19 protein-coding genes are annotated in these 17,483 nt (G+C 74.7%); 10 read left to right on the top strand and 9 right to left on the bottom strand.

Annotation, left to right across the window (positions count from 1 at the left end; genetic code table 11):
* Positions 1-2: 2 nt before the first annotated feature.
* A complete protein-coding gene (locus GA0074704_RS09465; protein WP_088970152.1) occupies positions 3-800 on the bottom strand; it encodes a GNAT family N-acetyltransferase in 798 nt (265 codons plus the stop codon).
* A gap of 44 nt (positions 801-844) precedes the next feature.
* On the opposite strand from GA0074704_RS09465, the gene GA0074704_RS09460 reads away from it, so the two are divergent.
* The 3 genes from GA0074704_RS09460 to GA0074704_RS09450 all read left to right on the top strand — a co-directional run bounded on the left by GA0074704_RS09460 (position 845) and on the right by GA0074704_RS09450 (position 1,983).
* Positions 845-1,228, top strand: a complete 384-nt coding sequence (locus GA0074704_RS09460; protein ID WP_377471520.1) for a YidH family protein — start codon at positions 845-847, stop codon at positions 1,226-1,228.
* Positions 1,225-1,524: a DUF202 domain-containing protein gene (locus GA0074704_RS09455; protein ID WP_088970150.1), complete on the top strand. Its 300-nt coding sequence runs from the start codon at positions 1,225-1,227 to the stop codon at positions 1,522-1,524. Before GA0074704_RS09460 ends, GA0074704_RS09455 begins: the two co-directional genes overlap by 4 nt.
* 90 nt (positions 1,525-1,614) lie before the next feature.
* The gene (locus GA0074704_RS09450) at positions 1,615-1,983 is read left to right on the top strand and encodes a PLD nuclease N-terminal domain-containing protein (RefSeq protein ID WP_088970149.1); all 369 of its coding nucleotides are present in this window, start codon (positions 1,615-1,617) and stop codon (positions 1,981-1,983) included.
* Between the two features lie 20 nt (positions 1,984-2,003).
* On the opposite strand, the gene GA0074704_RS09445 is transcribed toward GA0074704_RS09450, so the two are convergent.
* Together GA0074704_RS09445 and GA0074704_RS09440 are read right to left on the bottom strand one after the other, a co-directional pair.
* The gene (locus tag GA0074704_RS09445) at positions 2,004-3,626 is read right to left on the bottom strand and encodes an acetolactate synthase (protein WP_088970148.1); all 1,623 of its coding nucleotides are present in this window, start codon (positions 3,624-3,626) and stop codon (positions 2,004-2,006) included.
* A 108-nt stretch (positions 3,627-3,734) separates the two neighbouring features.
* Positions 3,735-4,508, bottom strand: coding sequence for an enoyl-CoA hydratase-related protein (locus GA0074704_RS09440; protein ID WP_088970147.1), 774 nt, complete (start codon positions 4,506-4,508; stop codon positions 3,735-3,737).
* Between the two features lie 98 nt (positions 4,509-4,606).
* On the opposite strand from GA0074704_RS09440, the gene GA0074704_RS09435 reads away from it, so the two are divergent.
* Positions 4,607-5,146: a DUF6232 family protein gene (locus GA0074704_RS09435; protein ID WP_088970146.1), complete on the top strand. Its 540-nt coding sequence runs from the start codon at positions 4,607-4,609 to the stop codon at positions 5,144-5,146.
* Here the strand turns inward: GA0074704_RS09435 and GA0074704_RS09430 are convergent.
* On the bottom strand, positions 5,092-5,499 hold the full coding sequence (locus tag GA0074704_RS09430) for a nuclear transport factor 2 family protein (RefSeq protein WP_231926799.1): 408 nt from the start codon (positions 5,497-5,499) through the stop codon (positions 5,092-5,094). The genes GA0074704_RS09435 and GA0074704_RS09430 overlap by 55 nt on opposite strands.
* 341 nt (positions 5,500-5,840) lie before the next feature.
* Here GA0074704_RS09430 and GA0074704_RS09425 point away from each other — a divergent pair, with 341 nt between their 5' ends.
* On the top strand, positions 5,841-6,323 hold the full coding sequence (locus GA0074704_RS09425) for a DUF6232 family protein (protein WP_088970145.1): 483 nt from the start codon (positions 5,841-5,843) through the stop codon (positions 6,321-6,323).
* On the top strand, positions 6,320-6,700 hold the full coding sequence (locus tag GA0074704_RS09420) for a MauE/DoxX family redox-associated membrane protein (protein WP_088970144.1): 381 nt from the start codon (positions 6,320-6,322) through the stop codon (positions 6,698-6,700). Before GA0074704_RS09425 ends, GA0074704_RS09420 begins: the two co-directional genes overlap by 4 nt.
* Before the next feature lie 8 nt (positions 6,701-6,708).
* Here the strand turns inward: GA0074704_RS09420 and GA0074704_RS09415 are convergent, their stop codons facing one another.
* The gene (locus tag GA0074704_RS09415; RefSeq protein ID WP_088970143.1) at positions 6,709-8,217 is read right to left on the bottom strand and encodes an alpha/beta fold hydrolase; all 1,509 of its coding nucleotides are present in this window, start codon (positions 8,215-8,217) and stop codon (positions 6,709-6,711) included.
* A gap of 90 nt (positions 8,218-8,307) precedes the next feature.
* Between GA0074704_RS09415 and GA0074704_RS09410 the strand changes: the two genes are divergently transcribed.
* The gene (locus GA0074704_RS09410) at positions 8,308-9,003 is read left to right on the top strand and encodes a hypothetical protein (protein WP_088970142.1); all 696 of its coding nucleotides are present in this window, start codon (positions 8,308-8,310) and stop codon (positions 9,001-9,003) included.
* A gap of 35 nt (positions 9,004-9,038) precedes the next feature.
* Here GA0074704_RS09410 and GA0074704_RS09405 read toward each other — a convergent pair whose 3' ends face one another.
* Both GA0074704_RS09405 and GA0074704_RS09400 read right to left on the bottom strand, forming a co-directional pair.
* Positions 9,039-9,935, bottom strand: coding sequence for a ribokinase (locus GA0074704_RS09405; protein WP_088970141.1), 897 nt, complete (start codon positions 9,933-9,935; stop codon positions 9,039-9,041).
* 38 nt (positions 9,936-9,973) lie between these two features.
* Complete coding sequence (locus tag GA0074704_RS09400; RefSeq protein WP_231926798.1) at positions 9,974-10,768, bottom strand: ABC transporter ATP-binding protein; 795 nt, start codon at positions 10,766-10,768, stop codon at positions 9,974-9,976.
* A 130-nt stretch (positions 10,769-10,898) separates the two neighbouring features.
* On the opposite strand from GA0074704_RS09400, the gene GA0074704_RS09395 reads away from it, so the two are divergent.
* Together GA0074704_RS09395 and GA0074704_RS09390 are read left to right on the top strand one after the other, a co-directional pair.
* Positions 10,899-11,924 carry an ABC transporter ATP-binding protein gene (locus GA0074704_RS09395; protein ID WP_088970139.1) on the top strand — a complete coding sequence of 342 codons (1,026 nt, stop codon included), beginning with the start codon at positions 10,899-10,901 and terminating at the stop codon, positions 11,922-11,924.
* Entirely contained in the window at positions 11,921-12,925 is a 1,005-nt protein-coding gene (locus GA0074704_RS09390) for an ABC transporter permease subunit (RefSeq protein WP_088970138.1), read from the top strand. Before GA0074704_RS09395 ends, GA0074704_RS09390 begins: the two co-directional genes overlap by 4 nt.
* Before the next feature lie 37 nt (positions 12,926-12,962).
* Here GA0074704_RS09390 and GA0074704_RS09385 read toward each other — a convergent pair whose 3' ends face one another.
* Positions 12,963-14,138, bottom strand: a complete 1,176-nt coding sequence (locus GA0074704_RS09385) for an ROK family transcriptional regulator (RefSeq protein ID WP_088970137.1) — start codon at positions 14,136-14,138, stop codon at positions 12,963-12,965.
* Positions 14,139-14,304: 166 nt separating this feature from the next.
* On the opposite strand from GA0074704_RS09385, the gene GA0074704_RS09380 reads away from it, so the two are divergent.
* Positions 14,305-15,759, top strand: a complete 1,455-nt coding sequence (locus GA0074704_RS09380; protein ID WP_088973564.1) for a glycoside hydrolase family 3 protein — start codon at positions 14,305-14,307, stop codon at positions 15,757-15,759.
* Positions 15,760-15,998: 239 nt separating this feature from the next.
* Here the strand turns inward: GA0074704_RS09380 and GA0074704_RS09375 are convergent, their stop codons facing one another.
* Positions 15,999-17,480 (bottom strand): cation:dicarboxylate symporter family transporter, encoded by a 1,482-nt coding sequence (locus tag GA0074704_RS09375; RefSeq protein ID WP_088970136.1) that lies wholly within the window; start codon positions 17,478-17,480, stop codon positions 15,999-16,001.
* Positions 17,481-17,483: the final 3 nt, after the last annotated feature.

Here is a 17,483-nt window from a genome sequence, read left to right as displayed (position 1 = left end):
GATCACGGAGTGTAGACGTACGGTGTCGTCGTGGTGACGCCAACCAGACCCAGCCGCTCCAGGATGGGCCGGCTGTCCTCGGAGCAGTCCACCTGCACCAGCGTCTTGCCCCGCTGCTCGGCCAGCCGGGCCCGGTACGCCACCAGCGCCCGGTAGACGCCCCTGCGCCGCCACTGCGGCAGGGTCGAGCCGCCCCACAGGCTGGCGAAGCCGGTGCCACGCTGGTAGCGGATCCAGCCGGCGCTGATCACCTCGTCGCCCGCCTCGGCCACCACGATGGTGATCGACTGCGGGTCGGCCTCGATCTCCTTGGCCAACGCGTACACCAGGTGACTGCGGTCCTCCTGCCAGACCGCCTCCTCCATGGCCGCGATCCGCTCCAGGTCCTCCCGGGCGGTGACCTCGCGCAGGCGTACCCCCTCGGGCAGGACCGGGACGGCGCCGGCCAGGGCCGCGACCGGGCCCACCACGACGGTCTCCCGGTCCTCCGGCACGAACCCGGCCGCGCGCAGCCGGTCGGCCAGGTCGGCCGGCTCGTCGTGCCCGGCGAGCTTCCACTCGACCGCCTCGCCCCGGGCCCGGAAGAACTCCACCTGCCGGGCGACCAGCGCGTCCAGTTCGGCGCCGGCCAGCCCACCCAGGTCCCGGTAGGTGAGGAAACCGCGCTGGTCCAGGCCGAGAACCCGGAACAGCGGGCCGTCCCGTTCCACGGTCACCCCGGCGGGCAGCGGGTCCGGCAGCTCCGGGCGGACCTGGTTGTCGTAGGCGTCGCGCAGCGTGCGAGCGTCAAGATCAGTCATCCGCCCAGGCTATTCGCGGGACAAAGCGGATAATCGTCGGTGTGATGACGGCGATCAGGCGGTGGTTCGATCCCCGCGAGCTGCGCTCGGTGGGCAGCACCCCGGACTACCGCTTCTCGCTGGCCAACGAGCGGACCTTCCTGGCCTGGCTGCGAACCGGGCTGGCGCTGATCGCCGGCGGGCTGGCCGCCGCCCAGTTCCTGCCACCACTGCCCCTGGCCCACCTGCGCGAGATCATCGCCGTCGCGCTGCTGCTGCTCGGCGGCACGGTGGCGGTCCGGGCGGTGGACCACTGGGCGCGTACCGAGCGGGCCATCCGGCTCGGCGAGGAGCTGCCGGCCTCCCGCTTCCCCGCCGTGCTCGCCCTGGTCGTGGCGCTCGGCGCGCTGCTGCTGGTGGCCGCCGTCCTGGCTCGCGCGATCGGATGACCAGGGACCCGGGGCTGCAACCGGAGCGCACCCGGCTGGCCTGGCGACGGACGTTGCTGGCGCTCACCGGGGTCGTCGTGCTGGAGCTGCGGTTGGCGTTCGCCGGTGACGTGGTCGACGCGCTGCTGGCCGGCGTCGCGGTGGCCGCCTGGCTCGCCATCCTGGTCGTCGACTGGCGGCGGGCGACCGGGGCAGGCGTCCAGCGCGGACAACGCTGGTCGTTCCCCCTCACCGCGCTCGCCGCCGCCGGGCTGGCCCTGCTGGGGGTGCTGCACGTGCTACGGGGGCTGCGGTGAACGCCCCGACGGCCGATGACGTCCGGCCTGGCCGGCACGCGGCCTCGCGCCGCCTGTGGTGATCGGGCGAAGGTGCGCCATAGTTGAGCCATGGTGCGGCTCGCGATCCTTCTCGTCCTGGCCCACGTCGTCCTCGGCGCCCTCGCGCTGATCAGCTGCCTCTCGGCGGAGAAGCGCGAGGTCCGTTCGCTGCCCTGGCCCGTCTGGGTGCCGGTGATCGTGTTCCTGCCGCTGGCCGGCCCGATCGCCTGGTTCGTCGCCGGGCGGGACACCGGACCGGCCCACGGAGCGCGGCCGACCGGGACCGGCAACTCGCGGCGGCCGGTCGCCCCCGACGACGACCCGGAGTTCCTCCGCTCCGTCGCCGAGCGCGGCCGCCGGCAGGACGAGGAACTCTTCGACCGCTGGGAGCGGGACCTGCGCCGCCGGGAGGACGAGCAGGACCGGCCGGAGGTCTGACCGCCGGCCGGTGTCCGCGCTCAGGCCAGGTTCGACGAACGGGGGTACGCGTCCGACGGGTCGGTCAGCACGTTGACCAGGTACGGCACGCCTGCGTCGAAGGCGCGGGTCAGGGCGGGGCCGAGGTCGGCGGACTTCTCGACCGTCTCCCCCGCGCCGCCCAGCGCCTCGACCACCTTGTCGTAGCGCAGCCCGGGCTGGAGGTCGGCGGCCACGTCGTAGCCGTACATGGCCCGCATCGGGTGCTTCTCCAGACCCCAGATGCCGTTGTTGCCGACCACGATCACCACGGGCAGGTTCTGCCGCACCAGGGACTCGACGTCCATCAGCGAGAAGCCCGCCGCGCCGTCGCCCATCAGCACGCAGATCTGCCGGTCGGGGTGGGTGACCCGGGCCCCCATGGCGTAACCCATGCCGGTGCCGAGGCAGCCGTACGGGCCGGGGTCGAGCCAGGTGCCGGGCTGGGCGGGTTCGAGGTACTTGCCGGCGTAGGAGACGAAGTCGCCGCCGTCGCCGATGGTGATCGCGTCGGGGGCCAGCACCTTGCGCAGCTCGCCGTAGACGCGGGCCGGGCGGATCGGGTCGGTCTCGGCGGCCATCGCCTCGGCGTCGCGGGCCTTGGCGGCGTCCTCGGCGGTACGCAGCCCGGCGATCCAGTCGGCGTGGTCGGTCCGGTCGCCGGGGTGCTCGGCGAAGGCGGTGAGGATCAGCCGCAGGTCGCCGGCGGGGCTGGCGGCGGGCTGGACGTGCCCGGCGCGCTGGCTCGGGGCGTCGACCACGTGCACCACCTGGGCGTCGCCGAAGTCGCCGAAGCTCAGCCGGAAGTCCAGCGGGGTGCCGATCACCACGACCACGTCGGCGCCGGAGAGGGCGGCCCGGCGGGCCTTGGCGAAGGCGAGCGGGTGCTCTGGCGGCAACGAGCCGCGACCCATGCCGTTGGTGAAGACCGGCACCTGCAACGCCTCGGCGGCGGCCCGGAGCGCGTCGACGGCGTCACCGGCGTACACGTCGGAACCGGCGATGATCACCGGGCGCTGCGCGGCGGCGATCAGCGCGGCGGCGCGGGCGACCTCGTCCGGGTCGGGCTCGATCGGGGCGACCGGGGCCACCGGGGGCAGCTCGGCGTCGCCGACGGAGAAGACCGCCTCCAGCGGGAAGTCGAGGAACGCCGGGCCGCGGTGCGGGGTGAGCGCCGCGGTGAGCGCGGTGGTCACCGCGCGCGGGATGTCGTCGGCGCTGAACACCGTCTCGGCGTGCTTGGTGACCGGGGCGACCAGCGGCAGGTGGTCCATCTCCTGGAGGCTGCCCGAGCCCCAGCGGAACTGCGGCGCCCTGCCGCCGAGCACGAGGACCGGGGAGGCGTTGAAGAAGGCGCTGGTCAGCCCGGAGACGCCGTTGGTGACACCGGGACCGGCGGTGAGCACGGCCAGGCCGGGGCGGCGCTGGAGCTTGGCGACCGCCTCGGCGGCGAAGACGGCGGACTGCTCGTGCCGGACGTCGTAGATCGGGAAACCGGCCTGGTGCGCGGCGTCGTAGAGCGGGAAGACGTGCCCGCCGGAGAGGGTGAACATCTCGCGTACGCCGTGCGCCCGCAGCGCCGCCAGCGCGAGCTGCCCGCCGTGCCCCTCGACCTGTTCCGTCATCGCCACTCCCCTTCGTCGCATGACCGGAGTCACACGCTACTGGCCGGTACGCGGAATGTGAACCGCTCTCGGGTCGACGGCGGAGGGCCGCCGACCCGAGAGCGTGGCTCAGCGGCCGGTGAAACCGGGCCTGCGCTTCTCGACGAAGGCGGCCATGCCCTCCCGCCGGTCGTCGGTGGCGAAGAGCCCCGCGAAGAGCTGGCTCTCCCAGGCCAGACCCGAGTTCAGGTCCATGTCGAGGCCACCGTCCACGGCCAGCTTCGCCGCCCGCAGCGCCTGCACCGGACCGGTCAGGAACGGCTTCACGTACGCCACGGCAGCGGCGTAGACGTCGGCGGCCGGGACCACCTGGTCGGCCAGGCCGATGCGCAGCGCCTCCTGGGCGTCGACCATCCGGCCGGTCATGATCAGGTCCTTGGCACGGGCCGGGCCGACCAGGCGGGCCAGCCGCTGGGTGCCGCCGGCGCCCGGGATGATGCCGAGCTTGATCTCGGGCTGGCCGAGCTTGGCGTCCTCGGCCACGATCCGCCAGTCGCAGGCCAGCGCCAGCTCGCAGCCGCCGCCGAGGGCGTACCCGGTGATCGCCGCGACCACCGGCTTCGGGATCCGGGTGAACGCGCCGAGCGCGCTGGACAGGTCGGCGGCCCGCTCCGCCATGTCCACGTAGGACATGTCGGCCATCTCCTTGATGTCCGCGCCGGCCGCGAAGACCTTCTCGCCGCCGTACACGATGACCGCGCGGACCTCGGGGTCGGCGGCGGCCTCGGCGGCCGCGGCGCGCAACTCCTCCTGGACCTGCTTGTTCAGCGCGTTCATCGGCGGCCGCTCGAGCCGGATGGTGCCGATGCCGTCCTTGGATTCCAGCCTGACGAACTCGCCCACGCTGCCCTCACTTCCTCGTCGAAGTCGCGTGCCAACCTTACGACCCGGATCGTTTGGGTACGTAGTGTGGTGTCAGCCCCACCACCGGGAGTCAAGCCATGATCACGTTCTACGACGACAGGTCGGTGCGGGTCACCTCCACCGCCGTCCGGGTGGACGAGCGGACCTTCCCGCTGGCCGAGATCAGCATGGTGTGGCACCGCCGGGGCAGCCGGTCGTGGCGGGTGCTCGCCGGGCGGGGAGCGATCGGGGCCGCGCTGGCCGGCCCGCTGGTGGCCGCCGCCCTGGGCGTCGCACTCGCGCTCTGGCTGCACCGTTCCGCCACCGTGACGATCGCCATCGTCGGGGCGTCGGTGCTCGTCGGGCTCGCCGTCGGCCCGCTCGCCGACTTCCTCTTCGAACACCTGGACCGGTCGTACGCCCGCGGCAGCCGGCAGTGGGAGATGTGGGCCCGCTGGCGGGGCAGGCCGGTCCGGCTGCTCGCCACCGGCGACGCGCTGCGCTTCGGCCAGATCTACCGGGCGGTGCAGCGGGCGATGGAGAGCGGCCAGCCCGTCGCCCGCCGGCCGGCCCCGTCGGCCACTCAGAACGCGGGCAGCTCGGCCGGCAGGAGCTCCAGGCCGCGCAGCAGACCGTAGAGGTCCTGCTCGCCCCAGAACTGCACGATCCGCCCGCCGGCCAGCCGGTACATCTTGCAGGCGCTCTGCACGGCGACCGCCCCGGTGGCGTCCCGCCGGTAGGTCAGCGCCATCGACACCACCACCCGGTCCTCCGCCGCGAAGATCTCCACGATCTCCAGGTCCAGCACGGTCAGCCCGGGCGAGGAGACCGCGCCCTCGGGATACTCCCGCCCCCGCACGCTGCGGCCGGAGCCGTAGATCTCCACGTCCTCGGCGACCACCGCAGCCAACTCGGCCAGGTCCTTCGTGACGAAGGTCCGCAGATACCGGCGGACCACCTCGACGTTGCGCTCCCGCTCGTCGCCTCCCACTCCGCCGAGAATAGGCCGAGGTTGGCTGACCCCGCCGATACCCCCTTCGGCCACTACAGACTTGAGAGCGTGAACGACTCGACCACGGCTGCCACACGAAACGCGCCGCCACGGGGGGCCTTCGGCTCCCGACCGAACCAACCGTCCCGGTCGGACGGGACCCGACCACCCGCGTCCTGAGTCGTCCACGCTCTCAAGTCTGTAGGCACCCCGACGAGCTACCCGCGGGGAGCCGCAGGGCCGGCCGGCCGTTCCGCCGCCGCCTTCGGAGCCGGAGCTGAGATGACGACCGGGGAGCCCACGGGGTGTTCCGGCTTGGACACCGGTGGTAATGCTTAGTGATGACCCTCTATTACCGCGACGACACCGTGCAGGTGACCTCCGAGTCGATCCGGGCCGGTGGGCAGGCGGTCCGGGTGGCCGACGTGACGTACGTCTGGCACGCCCGCGGGGTCACCACGCTGGCCGTCCGGGGTCGGGTGCTGGGTCGGGGCGTCCTGGTGCTGCTGCTGTCCCTGCCGCCGTTGGTCGCGCTGGTCTGCGTGCTCTCGCTCGCCTGGGCGGCGCAGGACCGGGGCAACTGGAAGCTGGCCCTGATCATCCTGGCCGCCTGCGCGGTCGGCGCGCTGGTCCTCACCCCCTTCCTCGAACTGCCGTTGGGTTGGCTGGACCGCTCGTACGAGCGCGGCAACCGGGTGCACGAGCTGTGGGTGCAGCACCACGGGCAGGAGGTGATGTTGCTGCGCACCCCGGACGCGCTACGGTTCGGGCAGATCTACCGGGCCGTGCAACGCGCCGTCGAACAGCAGGGAGACCATCGGTGACGAGTCGTCGCGGCGAGGCCCTCGCCCTGGCCGGACTGCTGGCGGCGGCCGGTGTGACCCATCTGGCCCGTCCCCGCTTCTACGACCCGATCGTGCCGCGCCGGCTGCCCGGTCCGGCGCGCTTCTGGACGTACGCCAGCGGGGTCGCGGAGCTGGCGGTGGCGGCGGCCGTGGCCGCGCCGCGGACCCGGCGGGCCGGCGGGCTGGCCGCCGCGGCGCTCTTCGTCGCCGTGCTGCCCGCCAACGTGAAGATGGCCGCGGACTGGCGGCACCGGGGGCCCGCGAAGCGGGCGATCGGCTACGGCCGGCTGCCGTTGCAGGCGCCGCTGATCTGGTGGGCGCTGCGGGTCGCCGAGCGCACCGCCGACAACGGCTGATCCCCTGGTCAGGCCAGCGGCAGCGTGGTGGCGATCGGCCAGGCCAGCAGCACCGTGCCCACCACGGCCGGCAGCCAGCCCGGCACGCCGGCCCGGCGCAGCACCGCCGCCCAGGCCGCCGCCCACCCCGCCAGCACCGCGAAGAGCGGCACCACCAGCAGGACGAAACCGGGCGCCAAGCCGGCCACCGCCGCGACGGCGAGGACCAGCACGGTGAGGGCGAGCACGGCGGCGTACCGGCCGCTGCGGCCCGCCGCGATCCGCTCCGCGCCGAGCAGGAAGGCCAGGCAGCCCACCGCCACCACGGGCAGCAGCCACCACCTCGCGCCGACCGGCCAGGCCGCGGTGAAGCCGAGGTGGATCGGCACGGCCACCGAGACCAGCGCGTACCCGATGGTCAGGGCGGCGAGCGGCGCGGGCCGTGAGCCGGCCTCCCGGACCGGCGGGGTGCCCCGGCCGGGGACGAGCCGGCGGGCCAGCACGGCCAGCAGCAGCCCGGTGAGCAGCAGGTAACCGGTCACGTAGCCGCCGACGGCCAGCGGCAACCGGACGGTGGGCGCCACCGTGGCGACCACCGCCGCCAACCCGGCCGCGACCGCCACCGCGCCGAGCAGCAGCCACCGGCCGGTGACCGGCCGCACGTCGGCGGCTGCCGGGCCGTCCGGGCGCCGCCCGCGCAGCGCCGCCACCAACGGCACGAAGCCGACCCCCAGGCCGAGCAGGAGCAGACCCGCGCCGGCCAGCCGGGCGCCCGGCCGCGGCGGCGGGCCGGCCGACCCGCCGGGCAGGGCAGCGACCACCGTCTCGTGGGTACGCCCGGCGAAGAGCACCGAGATGTGCTCGGTCCCCGACACCACGGTCAGGCTCCGCTGCCCCGGCGGCGCCGCCCGCAGCGCCTGCTCGGCGGCCCGGCGGAAGCCCGGGAACTCGGCGCCCCCGACCACCAGGCGCAACGCCCGGGGCCGCCCGTACGGCAGGGCGCCCGCGTCCGGCAACGACACCGCCACGGTCGCCGCGATCTCCGGGTGCGTCGCGGCGTACCGGGTGACCGCACCCGCGCCCATCGAGTGGCCGACCAGCACGATCCGGTCCGGGTCCACGTCCGGCAGGGCCCGCAGGTGCGCCACGGCCACGTCCAGGTCGTGTTCCAGCACGGCCCGTGCGGCGGAGCCGTCCCGGCCGGCGCCGGGGAGCCGGGCCGGGTTCGCGCCGTGCCCGGCGAAGTCGAGCAGCAGCGCCACCGCGCCGTGCCGGGCCACCGTGTCGGCGAGCGGACGCATCAGCCGGGCCGAGCCGGCGAAGCCGTGCGCCACCACCACCCCAGGGTGCCGGCCCGGCGACGACCCGGCCCGCACCTCGGTCAACGGCACCCCGTCGACGGTGACCTGGCGGGCGCTCGACCCGGCGCCGGCCTGCGCCAACCGGACGCCGCCGAGCACCACGGCGAGCAGGGCCAGCACGGCGAGCAGCACGGTCGCGCGGGTGGCCGGGACGACACCTGCGGGGCGGGCCGACATGGCCGCACCCTACCGCCCGGCGCCCGTGCCCCCCACCACCCGGACGGCCACCGCCCGGCGCTCCTGGCCGGCCCGACGCACACTGGGAGCATGGCGATTCCCCTCCCCCGACCGACCGCGGTCTTCGGCCTCACCCGTTCCGCGCTCGACCAGGCGGCGTCCTTCGCAGCCGTGCCCACCCGCGCCTTCGCGGTGCTCGACGGCGTCGAGGCGCTGCTGGCTCGGATCAACGGGGTGGTCGACCGGATCGAGGGGACGCTGGACCGCACCGACCGGGTCCTCGACGACGCCGAGTCGGCGGTCCGCGAGGTGGCCGTGATCAGCGCCGCCGCCACCACCGCCATCGACAGCGCCACCGAGGTGGCCGCCGCGGCCGCCGTCGTGGTGGGTGAGGCCGAACGGGTCTCCGCCGCCGCCCTGTCGGTGGTAGCCGACGCGGAGAAGGTGGCCGTCGCCGCTGCCGAAACCACCACCACCGCGGCGGGGCTGCTGGCCGCGTACGAGCCGGCGTTGCGGCGCGGCGCGCCGATGGCCGACCGGTTCGTCGCGGAACTCAGCCAGGAGGAGGTGACCGCCGCCATCCGGCTGGTCGACGAGCTGCCCAAGCTCAAGGAGCACCTGACCGCCGACGTGCTGCCGATCCTGGCCACCCTGGACCGGGTCGGCCCGGACCTGCACGACCTGCTCGACGTCACGCGGGACCTGAAGCTCGCCGTGGCCGGCATCCCCGGCCTGGGCATGCTGCGCCGCCGCGGCGAGCGGCTCAACGACGACCCGGAGAGCTGACCGGCCGCCGGACGGGTCGACCCGGGCGGGGCCGGTCAGGCCGGCGCGTAAAGCTCGTCGATCTCGTGCCGGCGGGGCAGCGCCACCGAGGCGCCCAGCCGCCGGCAGCAGGCCGCCCCGGCCGCCGCCGCCCAACGCACGGCGTCGAGCAGGTCCCGCCCCTCGCCCCAGGCCACCGCCAGCGCGGCGGTGAACGCGTCACCCGCGGCGGTGGAGTCCACCACCTCCACCCGCACGGCCGGTACGTGCACCGCCGTGCCGTCCCGGTCGCCGTACCAGGCGCCCTCGCCACCGAGGGTGAGCACCGCCCGGGGCACCAGCGCCAGCAGGGCGTGCGGGTCCTCCCGGCCGTGCCCGGTGAGCGCCTGCGCCTCGGTCTCGTTCACCACCAGCACGTCCACCGCGGCGAGCAGCTCCGCCGGCACCGGCCGGGCCGGCGCCGCGTTCAGGATCACCCGGGTGCCGGCCGCCCGGGCCGCCACCGCCGCCTCCGTCACCGTCTCGACCGGCACCTCCAGCTGGGCGACCAGCACGTCGGCGTCGCGTACGGCGGCCAGCTCGTCCGGGGTGAGACCGGTGAACGCCCCGTTCGCGCCGGGCGTCACCGTGATCAGGTTCTCCCCGTCGGCGTTCACCATCACCAGGGCCACGCCGGAGGCGCCGTACACCACCCGCAGCTGGCCGGTGTCCACCCCGGCGGCGGTGATCCGGGCCCGCAGGGTCACCCCGAACGAGTCGGAGCCGATCGCGCCAAGGAACGTGCAGGTGGCGCCGGCGCGTACCGCGGCGACGGCCTGGTTGGCGCCCTTGCCGCCGGGGACGGTGACGAAGTCGGTGGCGAGCACCGTCTCCCCCGGCCGGGGCAGGGTGGCCGCGGTGGCGACCAGGTCCATGTTGGCGCTGCCCACCACCGCGACGCGGGTCTGTCGCACCGGCTCTCCTCCGAACGTCGAGTGGCGGCCCGGCCGGCTCAGGCGGCGCGGGCGGTGAACCGGTCGCCGCGCCGCTCGACCACCAGCGGCAGGCCGAAGGTCTTGGAGAGGTTGTCGGCGGTCAGCGTGTCACCGAGCAGCCCCTGGGCGACCACACCGCCGTCGCGCAGCAGCAGCGCGTGGGTGAACCCCGGCGGGATCTCCTCGACGTGGTGGGTGACCAGCACCAGGGCGGGCGCGTCCGGGTCGTACGCCAGCTCGGCCAGCCGGGCGACCAGATCCTCGCGGCCACCCAGGTCGAGCCCGGCGGCCGGCTCGTCGAGTAGCAGCAGCTCCGGGTCGGTCATCAGCGCCCGGGCGATCTGCACCCGCTTGCGCTCCCCCTCGGACAGCGTCCCGTACGTCCGGTCGGCGAGGTGGCCGATGCCCAGCTGGCTGAGCAGGGCGTGGGCCCGCCGCTCGTCGCCCGGGTCGTAGCTCTCCCGCCAGCGGCCCACCACCGACCAGGCCGCGGTGACCACCACGTCGGTGACCTTCTCCTCGGCCGGCAGCCGCTCGGCCAGCGCGGCGGTGGAGAGGCCGATCCGGGTCCGCAGCTCGTTGACGTCGGTACGGCCGATCCGCTCGCCGAGCACGTGCGCGGTGCCGACGGTCGGGTGCAACCGGCCGGCGGCGAGGTTCAGCAGGGTGGTCTTGCCGGCGCCGTTCGGCCCGAGCACCACCCACCGTTCGTCCAGTCCGACGCGCCAGTCGACGCCGTCCAGCAGGGCGGTGCCGGACCGGCGTACCGCCACTTGGTCCAGGCTGACCACCAGATCCGCATCCACAGTCACCCGCCCATCCAACCACGCACCGCGTGGGTGCCCCCCACGGGCGGCGGGGCCGCCATAGGGTGGGGCGCCGTGTCATGACTCACCCCGGGAGAGGACACCTGATGCCCGTACGCGACGGCGAGACCGCCGGATGACCGCGATCATCGAGATCGAGGGCCTGCGCAAGTCGTTCCACAGCCTGCGGCACGGCCGCCGGGTGGCGGTGGACGGCTTCGACCTGTTGGTGGAGGCCGGCCAGGTGCACGGCTTCCTCGGCCCGAACGGCTCAGGCAAGACCACCACCCTGCGGGCGCTGCTCGGCCTGGTCCGGTCCGACGGCGGCCGGATGCGGGTGCTGGGCGCGGAGTCGCCGCGACTGCTGCCCGAGGTGGCCGGTCGGGTCGGCGCGATCGTGGAGAGCCCGCAGTTCTTCGGCAACTTCACCGCGCACCGCACGCTGCGCCTGCTCGCCGTCGCCGGCGGGCTGCCGACCGCCCGGGTCGACGAGGTGCTGGAGCAGGTGGGCCTGCGCGACCGCGGCCACGAGCGGGTCCGCGGCTATTCGCTGGGCATGAAGCAGCGGCTGGCGGTGGCCTCGGCGCTGCTGAAGAACCCGGAGCTGCTGATCCTCGACGAGCCGGCGAACGGGCTGGACCCGGCGGGCATCCGGGAGATGCGGGACCTGGTCCGATCGCTGGCCGCGGCGGGAGTGACCGTGCTGCTCTCCAGCCACATCCTCGGCGAGATCCAGCTGATCTGCGACCACGTGACGATCATCTCCCGGGGCCGGCGGGTGGCAGCCGGCCGGGTGGAGGAGGTGCTGGCCGGCTTCGACCAGCACCAGTGGCGGGTCGGGGTGGCCGATCCGGGGCGTGCGGCGCAACTGCTGGCCGCCGCCGGGGTGCCGGTCGACGCCGACGGGGACCACCTGGTGGCGACCGGGGTGGCCGACCCGGAGGTGATCTCCCGCACGCTGGGCGAGCAGGGTCTGTGGGTACGCGAGCTGACCCCGCTCCGGCCCGACCTGGAGAGCGTCTTCCTGGAGCTGACCGGCACCACTCCGGACCCGGGCGTGCCCCGGCAGGTGGACGACGCGGTGCTGCCCGGGCCGCGCAGCCCGGAGCCGATGATCGACCTCGACGTGACGGTGGGCGATGCCCGGGAGGTGCAGTCGTGAGACTGGTCCGTGCCGAGGCGGAGCGGCTCGCCGCCCGCCGGTTCGTGCAGTTGATGGTGGTGCTGCTGGTGCTCGCCTTCGGCATCACCGCGGCGACCACGCTGGCCGACTCGCACCGGCCCACGGCGAACGAGTTGGCCGAGGCCGACCGACAGGCCGTCGAGGCGCGGCAGAGCATGGAGGACAGCTACCGCAACTGTGTGGCGGCCAAGCAGGCCGGCGACCCGGAGGGGCAGGTCGAGGAATATCCCGAGGACTGCTCGTTCCTCGACCCGGGGCAGCAGGAGCGGCTGCCGGTCGCCAGTGACTTCCTCTACAACGTGTTCACCTTCGCCGACGAGGCGCGCCCGCTGCTGTTCTTCCTGATCGCGTTCCTGCTGCTCTTCGGATTCCTGGTGGGGGCGTCCTACGTCGGGGCGGACCTGAACTCCGGCGGGGTGGTGAACCTGCTGCTCTGGCGGCCGCGGCGGCTGGCCGTGCTGGGGGCGAAGCTGGGCACCCTGCTCGGCGGGGTGCTGGTGCTGTCGGTGCTGGCCTCGGCGGCGTACCTGGCGACGTTCTGGCTGATCGGGCAGGCGGCGGGGCGGCCGGGGCGACTGGACGACGCGTTCTGGCGCTCGCTGGGCGGCCTGTTCGGTCGCGGACTGCTGCTGGTGCTGCTCGGCACGGCGGTGGGCTTCGCGATCGCCACGCTGGGCCGGCACACCGCGGCGGCGCTCGGCGCGGCGGCCGCGTACGCCGTGGTCTGGGAGGCCGGCGCCCGGCTGGTGATGGAGATCCTGGACGTGCGCAGCCCGGAGCGCTGGGTGCTGTCCAGCTATGTCGGGGCGTGGCTCAACGGGAGCCTGCAGTTCTCCACCGACGTGGTCTGCTACGGCCGGGGCGACTGCTCAGGGGTGTGGAGGCTGACCGCGGCCGAGTCGTTGCCGGTGCTGCTGGTGGTCACCGCCGTGCTGGTGGTGGCGGCGTTCGCGGTGTTCCGCCGCCGCGACCTGATCTGATTGCGCGGCCGGCCCGTCACCCGGCGGGCCGGCCGGTTCAGCCCACGGTGGAGCCGAAGACCTCGTCGCGGACCGCGTCCAGCGCGGTGCGCAGCGCGCCGTGCAGGATCGGCTCCTCGGTCAGCCCGGTCACCACCACCCGGGGCCGGACCAGGGTGATCGCGGCGACCTCGTGCTGCACCCGCTCGGCGAGTGCCGCGCCGCCGGCCTGACCCACCTCACCGGCGAGCACCACCAGCGGCGGGTCCAGCACCACGCAGGTGCTGGCCACGCCGAGGGCCAGCCGGCGGGCGAGTTCGTCGAGCATCGGGCCGCCGGCCGGGCCGGCGTCGATCGCCGCCCGGACGGCCGCCGCCGCGTCCGGGGCGCCGAAGCCGTGCTCGCGGGCCACCGCGCGGACCGCGTCCGCCCCGGCCAGCTGCTGGAAGGCCGGCTTGGCCCGGCGGGAGACGTCGCGCGGGATCGGTACCCCGGGCACCGGCAGGTAGCCGATCTCGCCGGCCGCGCCGGTGCTGCCGTGGTGCAGCCGGCCACCGAGCACGATCGCCAGGCCGACGCCGGCGCCCACCCAGACCAGCACGAAGTCGGGTACGCCCCGGGCGGCGCCGGACTGCGCCTCGGCGACCGCGGCCAGGTTCACGTCGTTCTCGAAGACCACCGGGATGCGCAGGTCCTCGCGGAGCGCGGCGAGCAGTCCCCGGTGCCAGCGGGGCAGGTTGAACGCGAAGGTGATGTCGCCGGTGGCCGGGTCCACCAGGCCCGGGGTGCCCAGCACCACCCGTCGTACGGTGGACAGCTCCGCGCCGGCGCTGCTCGCGGCCTGGACCACCGCGTTGTGCACCACGCCCACCGGGTCGTCGGTGTCCCGGGTGGACTGTTCCACCCGGCCGTTGACGGCGCCGGTGATGTCGGCGCAGGCGGCCACCACCCGGTCGGCGCCGACGTCCACGCCGACCACGTGCGCGCTGCCCGGGCGTACGGCGTAGAGCTGGGCGTTGGGGCCGCGGCCGCCGGCCTGCTCGCCGACCCGGGTGACCAGGCCGCGTTCCTCCAGCCGCTCCACCAGCTGCGAGGCGGTGACCTTGGACAGCCCGGTCAACTCGCCCAGCCGGGCCCGGGTCAGCGGCCCGCGTTCCAGCAGCAGCTCCAGCGCCGCGCGGTCGTTGAGCGCCCGCAACAGGCGGGGGGTGCCGGGCAGCCGGGTCGCACTCATGTGACGTCCTCAGGTTTCCGTAAACTTTGTTGACCAACCGACCCGGGGGCGGTTCCCGTAGCGTATCGGCCGCCCGGAACGGCGATACCCGGGCGACCGGGCAGCGCCGCCGGCCGGCCCGGTCAGGTCGATCACCCGTACCGGCGGGCGTCGAAGGAGGAATGTGGTGGGGCTGGATCCAGGACTGCGCCGGTTGGCGCTGGGCACGCTGCTGGCCGCGTACCCGGGGCCGGTCCCGCCGGACTGGGCGGTCGACCTGGTCGCCGAGGGGCTGGCCGGGCACACCCTGTTCGGCACCAACGTGCACGACCCGGCGCAGGTGGCGGCGAGCACCGCCGCACTGCGGGCCGGGCGGGCGGACGTGCTGGTGGCCATCGACGAGGAGGGCGGCGACGTCACCCGGCTGGCGCACGCCACGGGCAGCCCGTACCCGGGCAACGCGGCGCTCGGCGCGGTGGACGACGCGGGCCTGACCCGCGAGGTGTACGCGGCGATCGGCGCGGAGCTGGCGGCGCTCGGCGTGACCCTGGACCTGGCGCCGACGGTGGACGTGAACACCGCCGACGAGAACCCGGTGATCGGCACCCGCTCGTTCGGCGCCGACCCGGTCCGGGTGGCGGTCCACTCGGCGGCGGCGGTGCTCGGTCTCCAGTCGGCCGGCGTGGCGGCCTGCGCCAAGCACTTCCCCGGCCACGGCGCGACGGTCGCCGACTCGCACCACGAGCTGCCCACGGTCGACGTGGCGGCGGAGGTGCTGCGGCAGCGGGACCTGCCGCCGTTCGCCGCGGTGATCGACGCGGGGGTGGAGGCGATCATGACCGCGCACATCCGGGTTCCGGCGTTGACCGGCGACGGCCCGGCCACGTTCAGCCGGGCGGTCCTGGTGGACCTGCTGCGCGGCGAGTACGGCTTCACCGGCGTGGTGGTCACCGACGCGCTGGAGATGCAGGGTGCGGCGCTGGCCGCGGGCGGGGTCGGTCCGGCCGCCGTCCGTGCGCTGGCCGCCGGGGCGGACCTGCTCTGCGTCGGTGCGCAGGTCGACGCGCCGCTGGTCGAGCGGGTGGTCACCGGGATCGTGGAGGCGATCGGCGACGGCGGGCTGGACCGGGCGCGGGTGGAGCAGGCGGCGGAGCGTACCGCCGGGATGGCCGCCCGGACCCGCGCGGCGACGGCAGTTCCCGCGGCGTCGGACCTGGGGTACGCGGCCGCCCGGCGGGCGGTCCGCGTCGAGGGGACGGTCGACGGCCTCGACCGGCCGCTGGTGGTGCAGGTGTACGCCGCCTCGACGATCGCCGAGGGTCGGGTGCCGTGGGGGCTGGGCCCGCACCTGGCCGATGTCGAGCAGGTGCGGGTGGTGGCCGAGGAGGCCGATCCGCAGCAGCTGCGCCGGCTCGCGGGCTCCCGGCCGATCGTGCTGGTCGGCCGGCACCTGCACCGGCTGCCCGGCGGCACCGACCTGGTGGCCGCGCTGGCCGCCGCCCATCCGACGACGGTGGTGGAGATGGGCTGGCCGGCGGCCTGGCGGCCGGCGGGGGCACGGGCCTTCGTCACCACCTACGGGGCGAGCCACGCCAACGGGCGGGCCGCCGCGGAGGCGCTGGGGCTGGCCGCCAAGGTCTGAGTCGTCATCCATGCACACCGTCGGTCACCGGTGGCCGGCACCGGCTCCTGCGGCTGCGCCGCAGGTCAAGTCCGCTAATGGACACCAGGAATCACCGGTCGACCACTTGCCCCCGGACCCTTTGGATACGTAGCGTCACCGATGACGGGCCGGCCAGCGGCCCGCCACGGAGGGACCTGGGGAAAGCGGCAGCGGACCGTGGATCCGGCCCGGGATCCACGGTCCGCGTCTGCCGCGGGTCAGCGCGGCGCCGGCACCCGCGGGTCGGCCAGCCGGGCGTCCGCCTCGGTCCCGTCGCCCGGTACGCCGTGTGCGGCGTCCTCGTCGAGCATGGTGAGCTCGTCGAACGGGTCCCGGCCGGCCAGCACCGCCTCGGCCCGGTCCCGGTCGAACTGGCCGGTCCAGGTGCCGACCAGTACGGTGGCCACGGCGTTGCCGGCGAAGTTGGTCAGCGCCCGGGCCTCGGACATGAACCGGTCGATGCCGACGATCAGGCCGACGCCGTCGACCAGTTCGGGGCGGTGCGACTGGAGACCACCGGCCAGGGTGGCCAGACCGGCGCCGGTCACGCCGGCCGCGCCCTTCGAGGCGATGATCATGAAGCCGAGCAGGGAGATCTGCTCGCCGATCGAGAGCGGCTTGCCGAGCGCGTCGGCGATGAACAGCGACGCCATGGTCAGGTAGATGGCGGTGCCGTCGAGGTTGAAGGAGTAGCCGGTCGGCACGGTGATGCCGACGACGGGCCGGGCGACGCCGGCGTGCTCCATCTTGGCGATCAGCCGGGGCAGCGCCGACTCCGACGAGGAGGTGGAGAGGATCAGCAGGAACTCCCGGCCCAGGTAGCGCAGCAACTTGAAGATCGAGATGCGGGCGACGAACCAGAGCAGCGCGCCGAGCACGGCGAAGACGAAGATCGCGCAGGTGGCGTAGAAGCCGAGCATGATCTGGGCGAGGCTCTTCAGCGCGTCCACGCCGGTCTCGCCGACCACGGCGGCGATGGCGCCGAACGCGCCGACCGGCGCCAGCCACATGATCATGGCGAGCACCTTGAAGACCACCCGTTGCAGGGCGGCGATGGCGTTGACGACCGGCTCGCCCCGACGGCCGAGGCTCTGCACGGCGAAGCCGACCAGCAGCGCCACCAGCAGCGCCTGGAGCACCTCGCCCTCGGTGAGCGCGGAGAACAGAGTGGTGGGGATGATGCCGAGCAGGAAGTCGACGGTCCCCTCGGACTCACCGCCAGCCGCCTTCTGACCGGCGGCGGCGAGCGAGTCGTCGAGGTTGAGGCCCTGCCCGGGGTGGATCAGGTTGCCGACGACCAGGCCGATCGCCAGCGCGACGGTCGACATGGTGAGGAAGTAGCCGAGCGCGAGCCCGCCGACCTTGCCGACCTGCGCGGCCTTGCGGACCGAGCCGACGCCCAGCACGATCGTGCAGAAGATCACCGGGCCGATCATCATCTTGATCAGGTTGACGAACCCGGTGCCGAGCGGCTTGAGCGACTTCGCGAAGTCGGGGAAGAGGAACCCGACCGCGATGCCGGCCAGCACGGCGGCGATGACCGCCAGGTACAGGTAGCGGGTGCGGTCACGGCGCCGGGTCGGCTCCGCCACGGTGTCGGCGCCCGGTGGCCCCGCCCCTTCGGTGTCCACGGCCCGGCGGGCGGGCGGTACGGGAGCGGACGGGCCGGATTCCGGTTCGGGATCGCGCTGCTCTGCCATGAC

Origin of the sequence: Micromonospora siamensis (genome assembly GCF_900090305.1) — a bacterium.
GTDB classification, from domain to species: Bacteria; Actinomycetota; Actinomycetes; order Mycobacteriales; family Micromonosporaceae; genus Micromonospora; species Micromonospora siamensis.
Note: the sequence above shows the minus strand (reverse complement) of the source record. Positions and strands in the feature narration are given on the sequence as shown.

Excerpts from the sequence above, each read along its gene's own strand:
- GA0074704_RS09465 (WP_088970152.1), bottom strand. The coding sequence starts at position 800 with ATGACTGATCTTGACGCTCGCACGCTGCGCGACGCCTACGACAACCAG.
- GA0074704_RS09455 (WP_088970150.1), top strand. The coding sequence starts at position 1,225 with ATGACCAGGGACCCGGGGCTGCAACCGGAGCGCACCCGGCTGGCCTGG.
- GA0074704_RS09410 (WP_088970142.1), top strand. The coding sequence starts at position 8,308 with ATGGCGATTCCCCTCCCCCGACCGACCGCGGTCTTCGGCCTCACCCGT.
- GA0074704_RS09395 (WP_088970139.1), top strand. The coding sequence starts at position 10,899 with ATGACCGCGATCATCGAGATCGAGGGCCTGCGCAAGTCGTTCCACAGC.
- GA0074704_RS09445 (WP_088970148.1), bottom strand. The coding sequence starts at position 3,626 with ATGACGGAACAGGTCGAGGGGCACGGCGGGCAGCTCGCGCTGGCGGCG.
- GA0074704_RS09435 (WP_088970146.1), top strand. The coding sequence starts at position 4,607 with ATGATCACGTTCTACGACGACAGGTCGGTGCGGGTCACCTCCACCGCC.
- GA0074704_RS09460 (WP_377471520.1), top strand. The coding sequence starts at position 845 with ATGACGGCGATCAGGCGGTGGTTCGATCCCCGCGAGCTGCGCTCGGTG.
- GA0074704_RS09415 (WP_088970143.1), bottom strand. The coding sequence starts at position 8,217 with ATGTCGGCCCGCCCCGCAGGTGTCGTCCCGGCCACCCGCGCGACCGTG.
- GA0074704_RS09385 (WP_088970137.1), bottom strand. The coding sequence starts at position 14,138 with ATGAGTGCGACCCGGCTGCCCGGCACCCCCCGCCTGTTGCGGGCGCTC.
- GA0074704_RS09375 (WP_088970136.1), bottom strand. The coding sequence starts at position 17,480 with ATGGCAGAGCAGCGCGATCCCGAACCGGAATCCGGCCCGTCCGCTCCC.
- GA0074704_RS09425 (WP_088970145.1), top strand. The coding sequence starts at position 5,841 with ATGACCCTCTATTACCGCGACGACACCGTGCAGGTGACCTCCGAGTCG.
- GA0074704_RS09450 (WP_088970149.1), top strand. The coding sequence starts at position 1,615 with ATGGTGCGGCTCGCGATCCTTCTCGTCCTGGCCCACGTCGTCCTCGGC.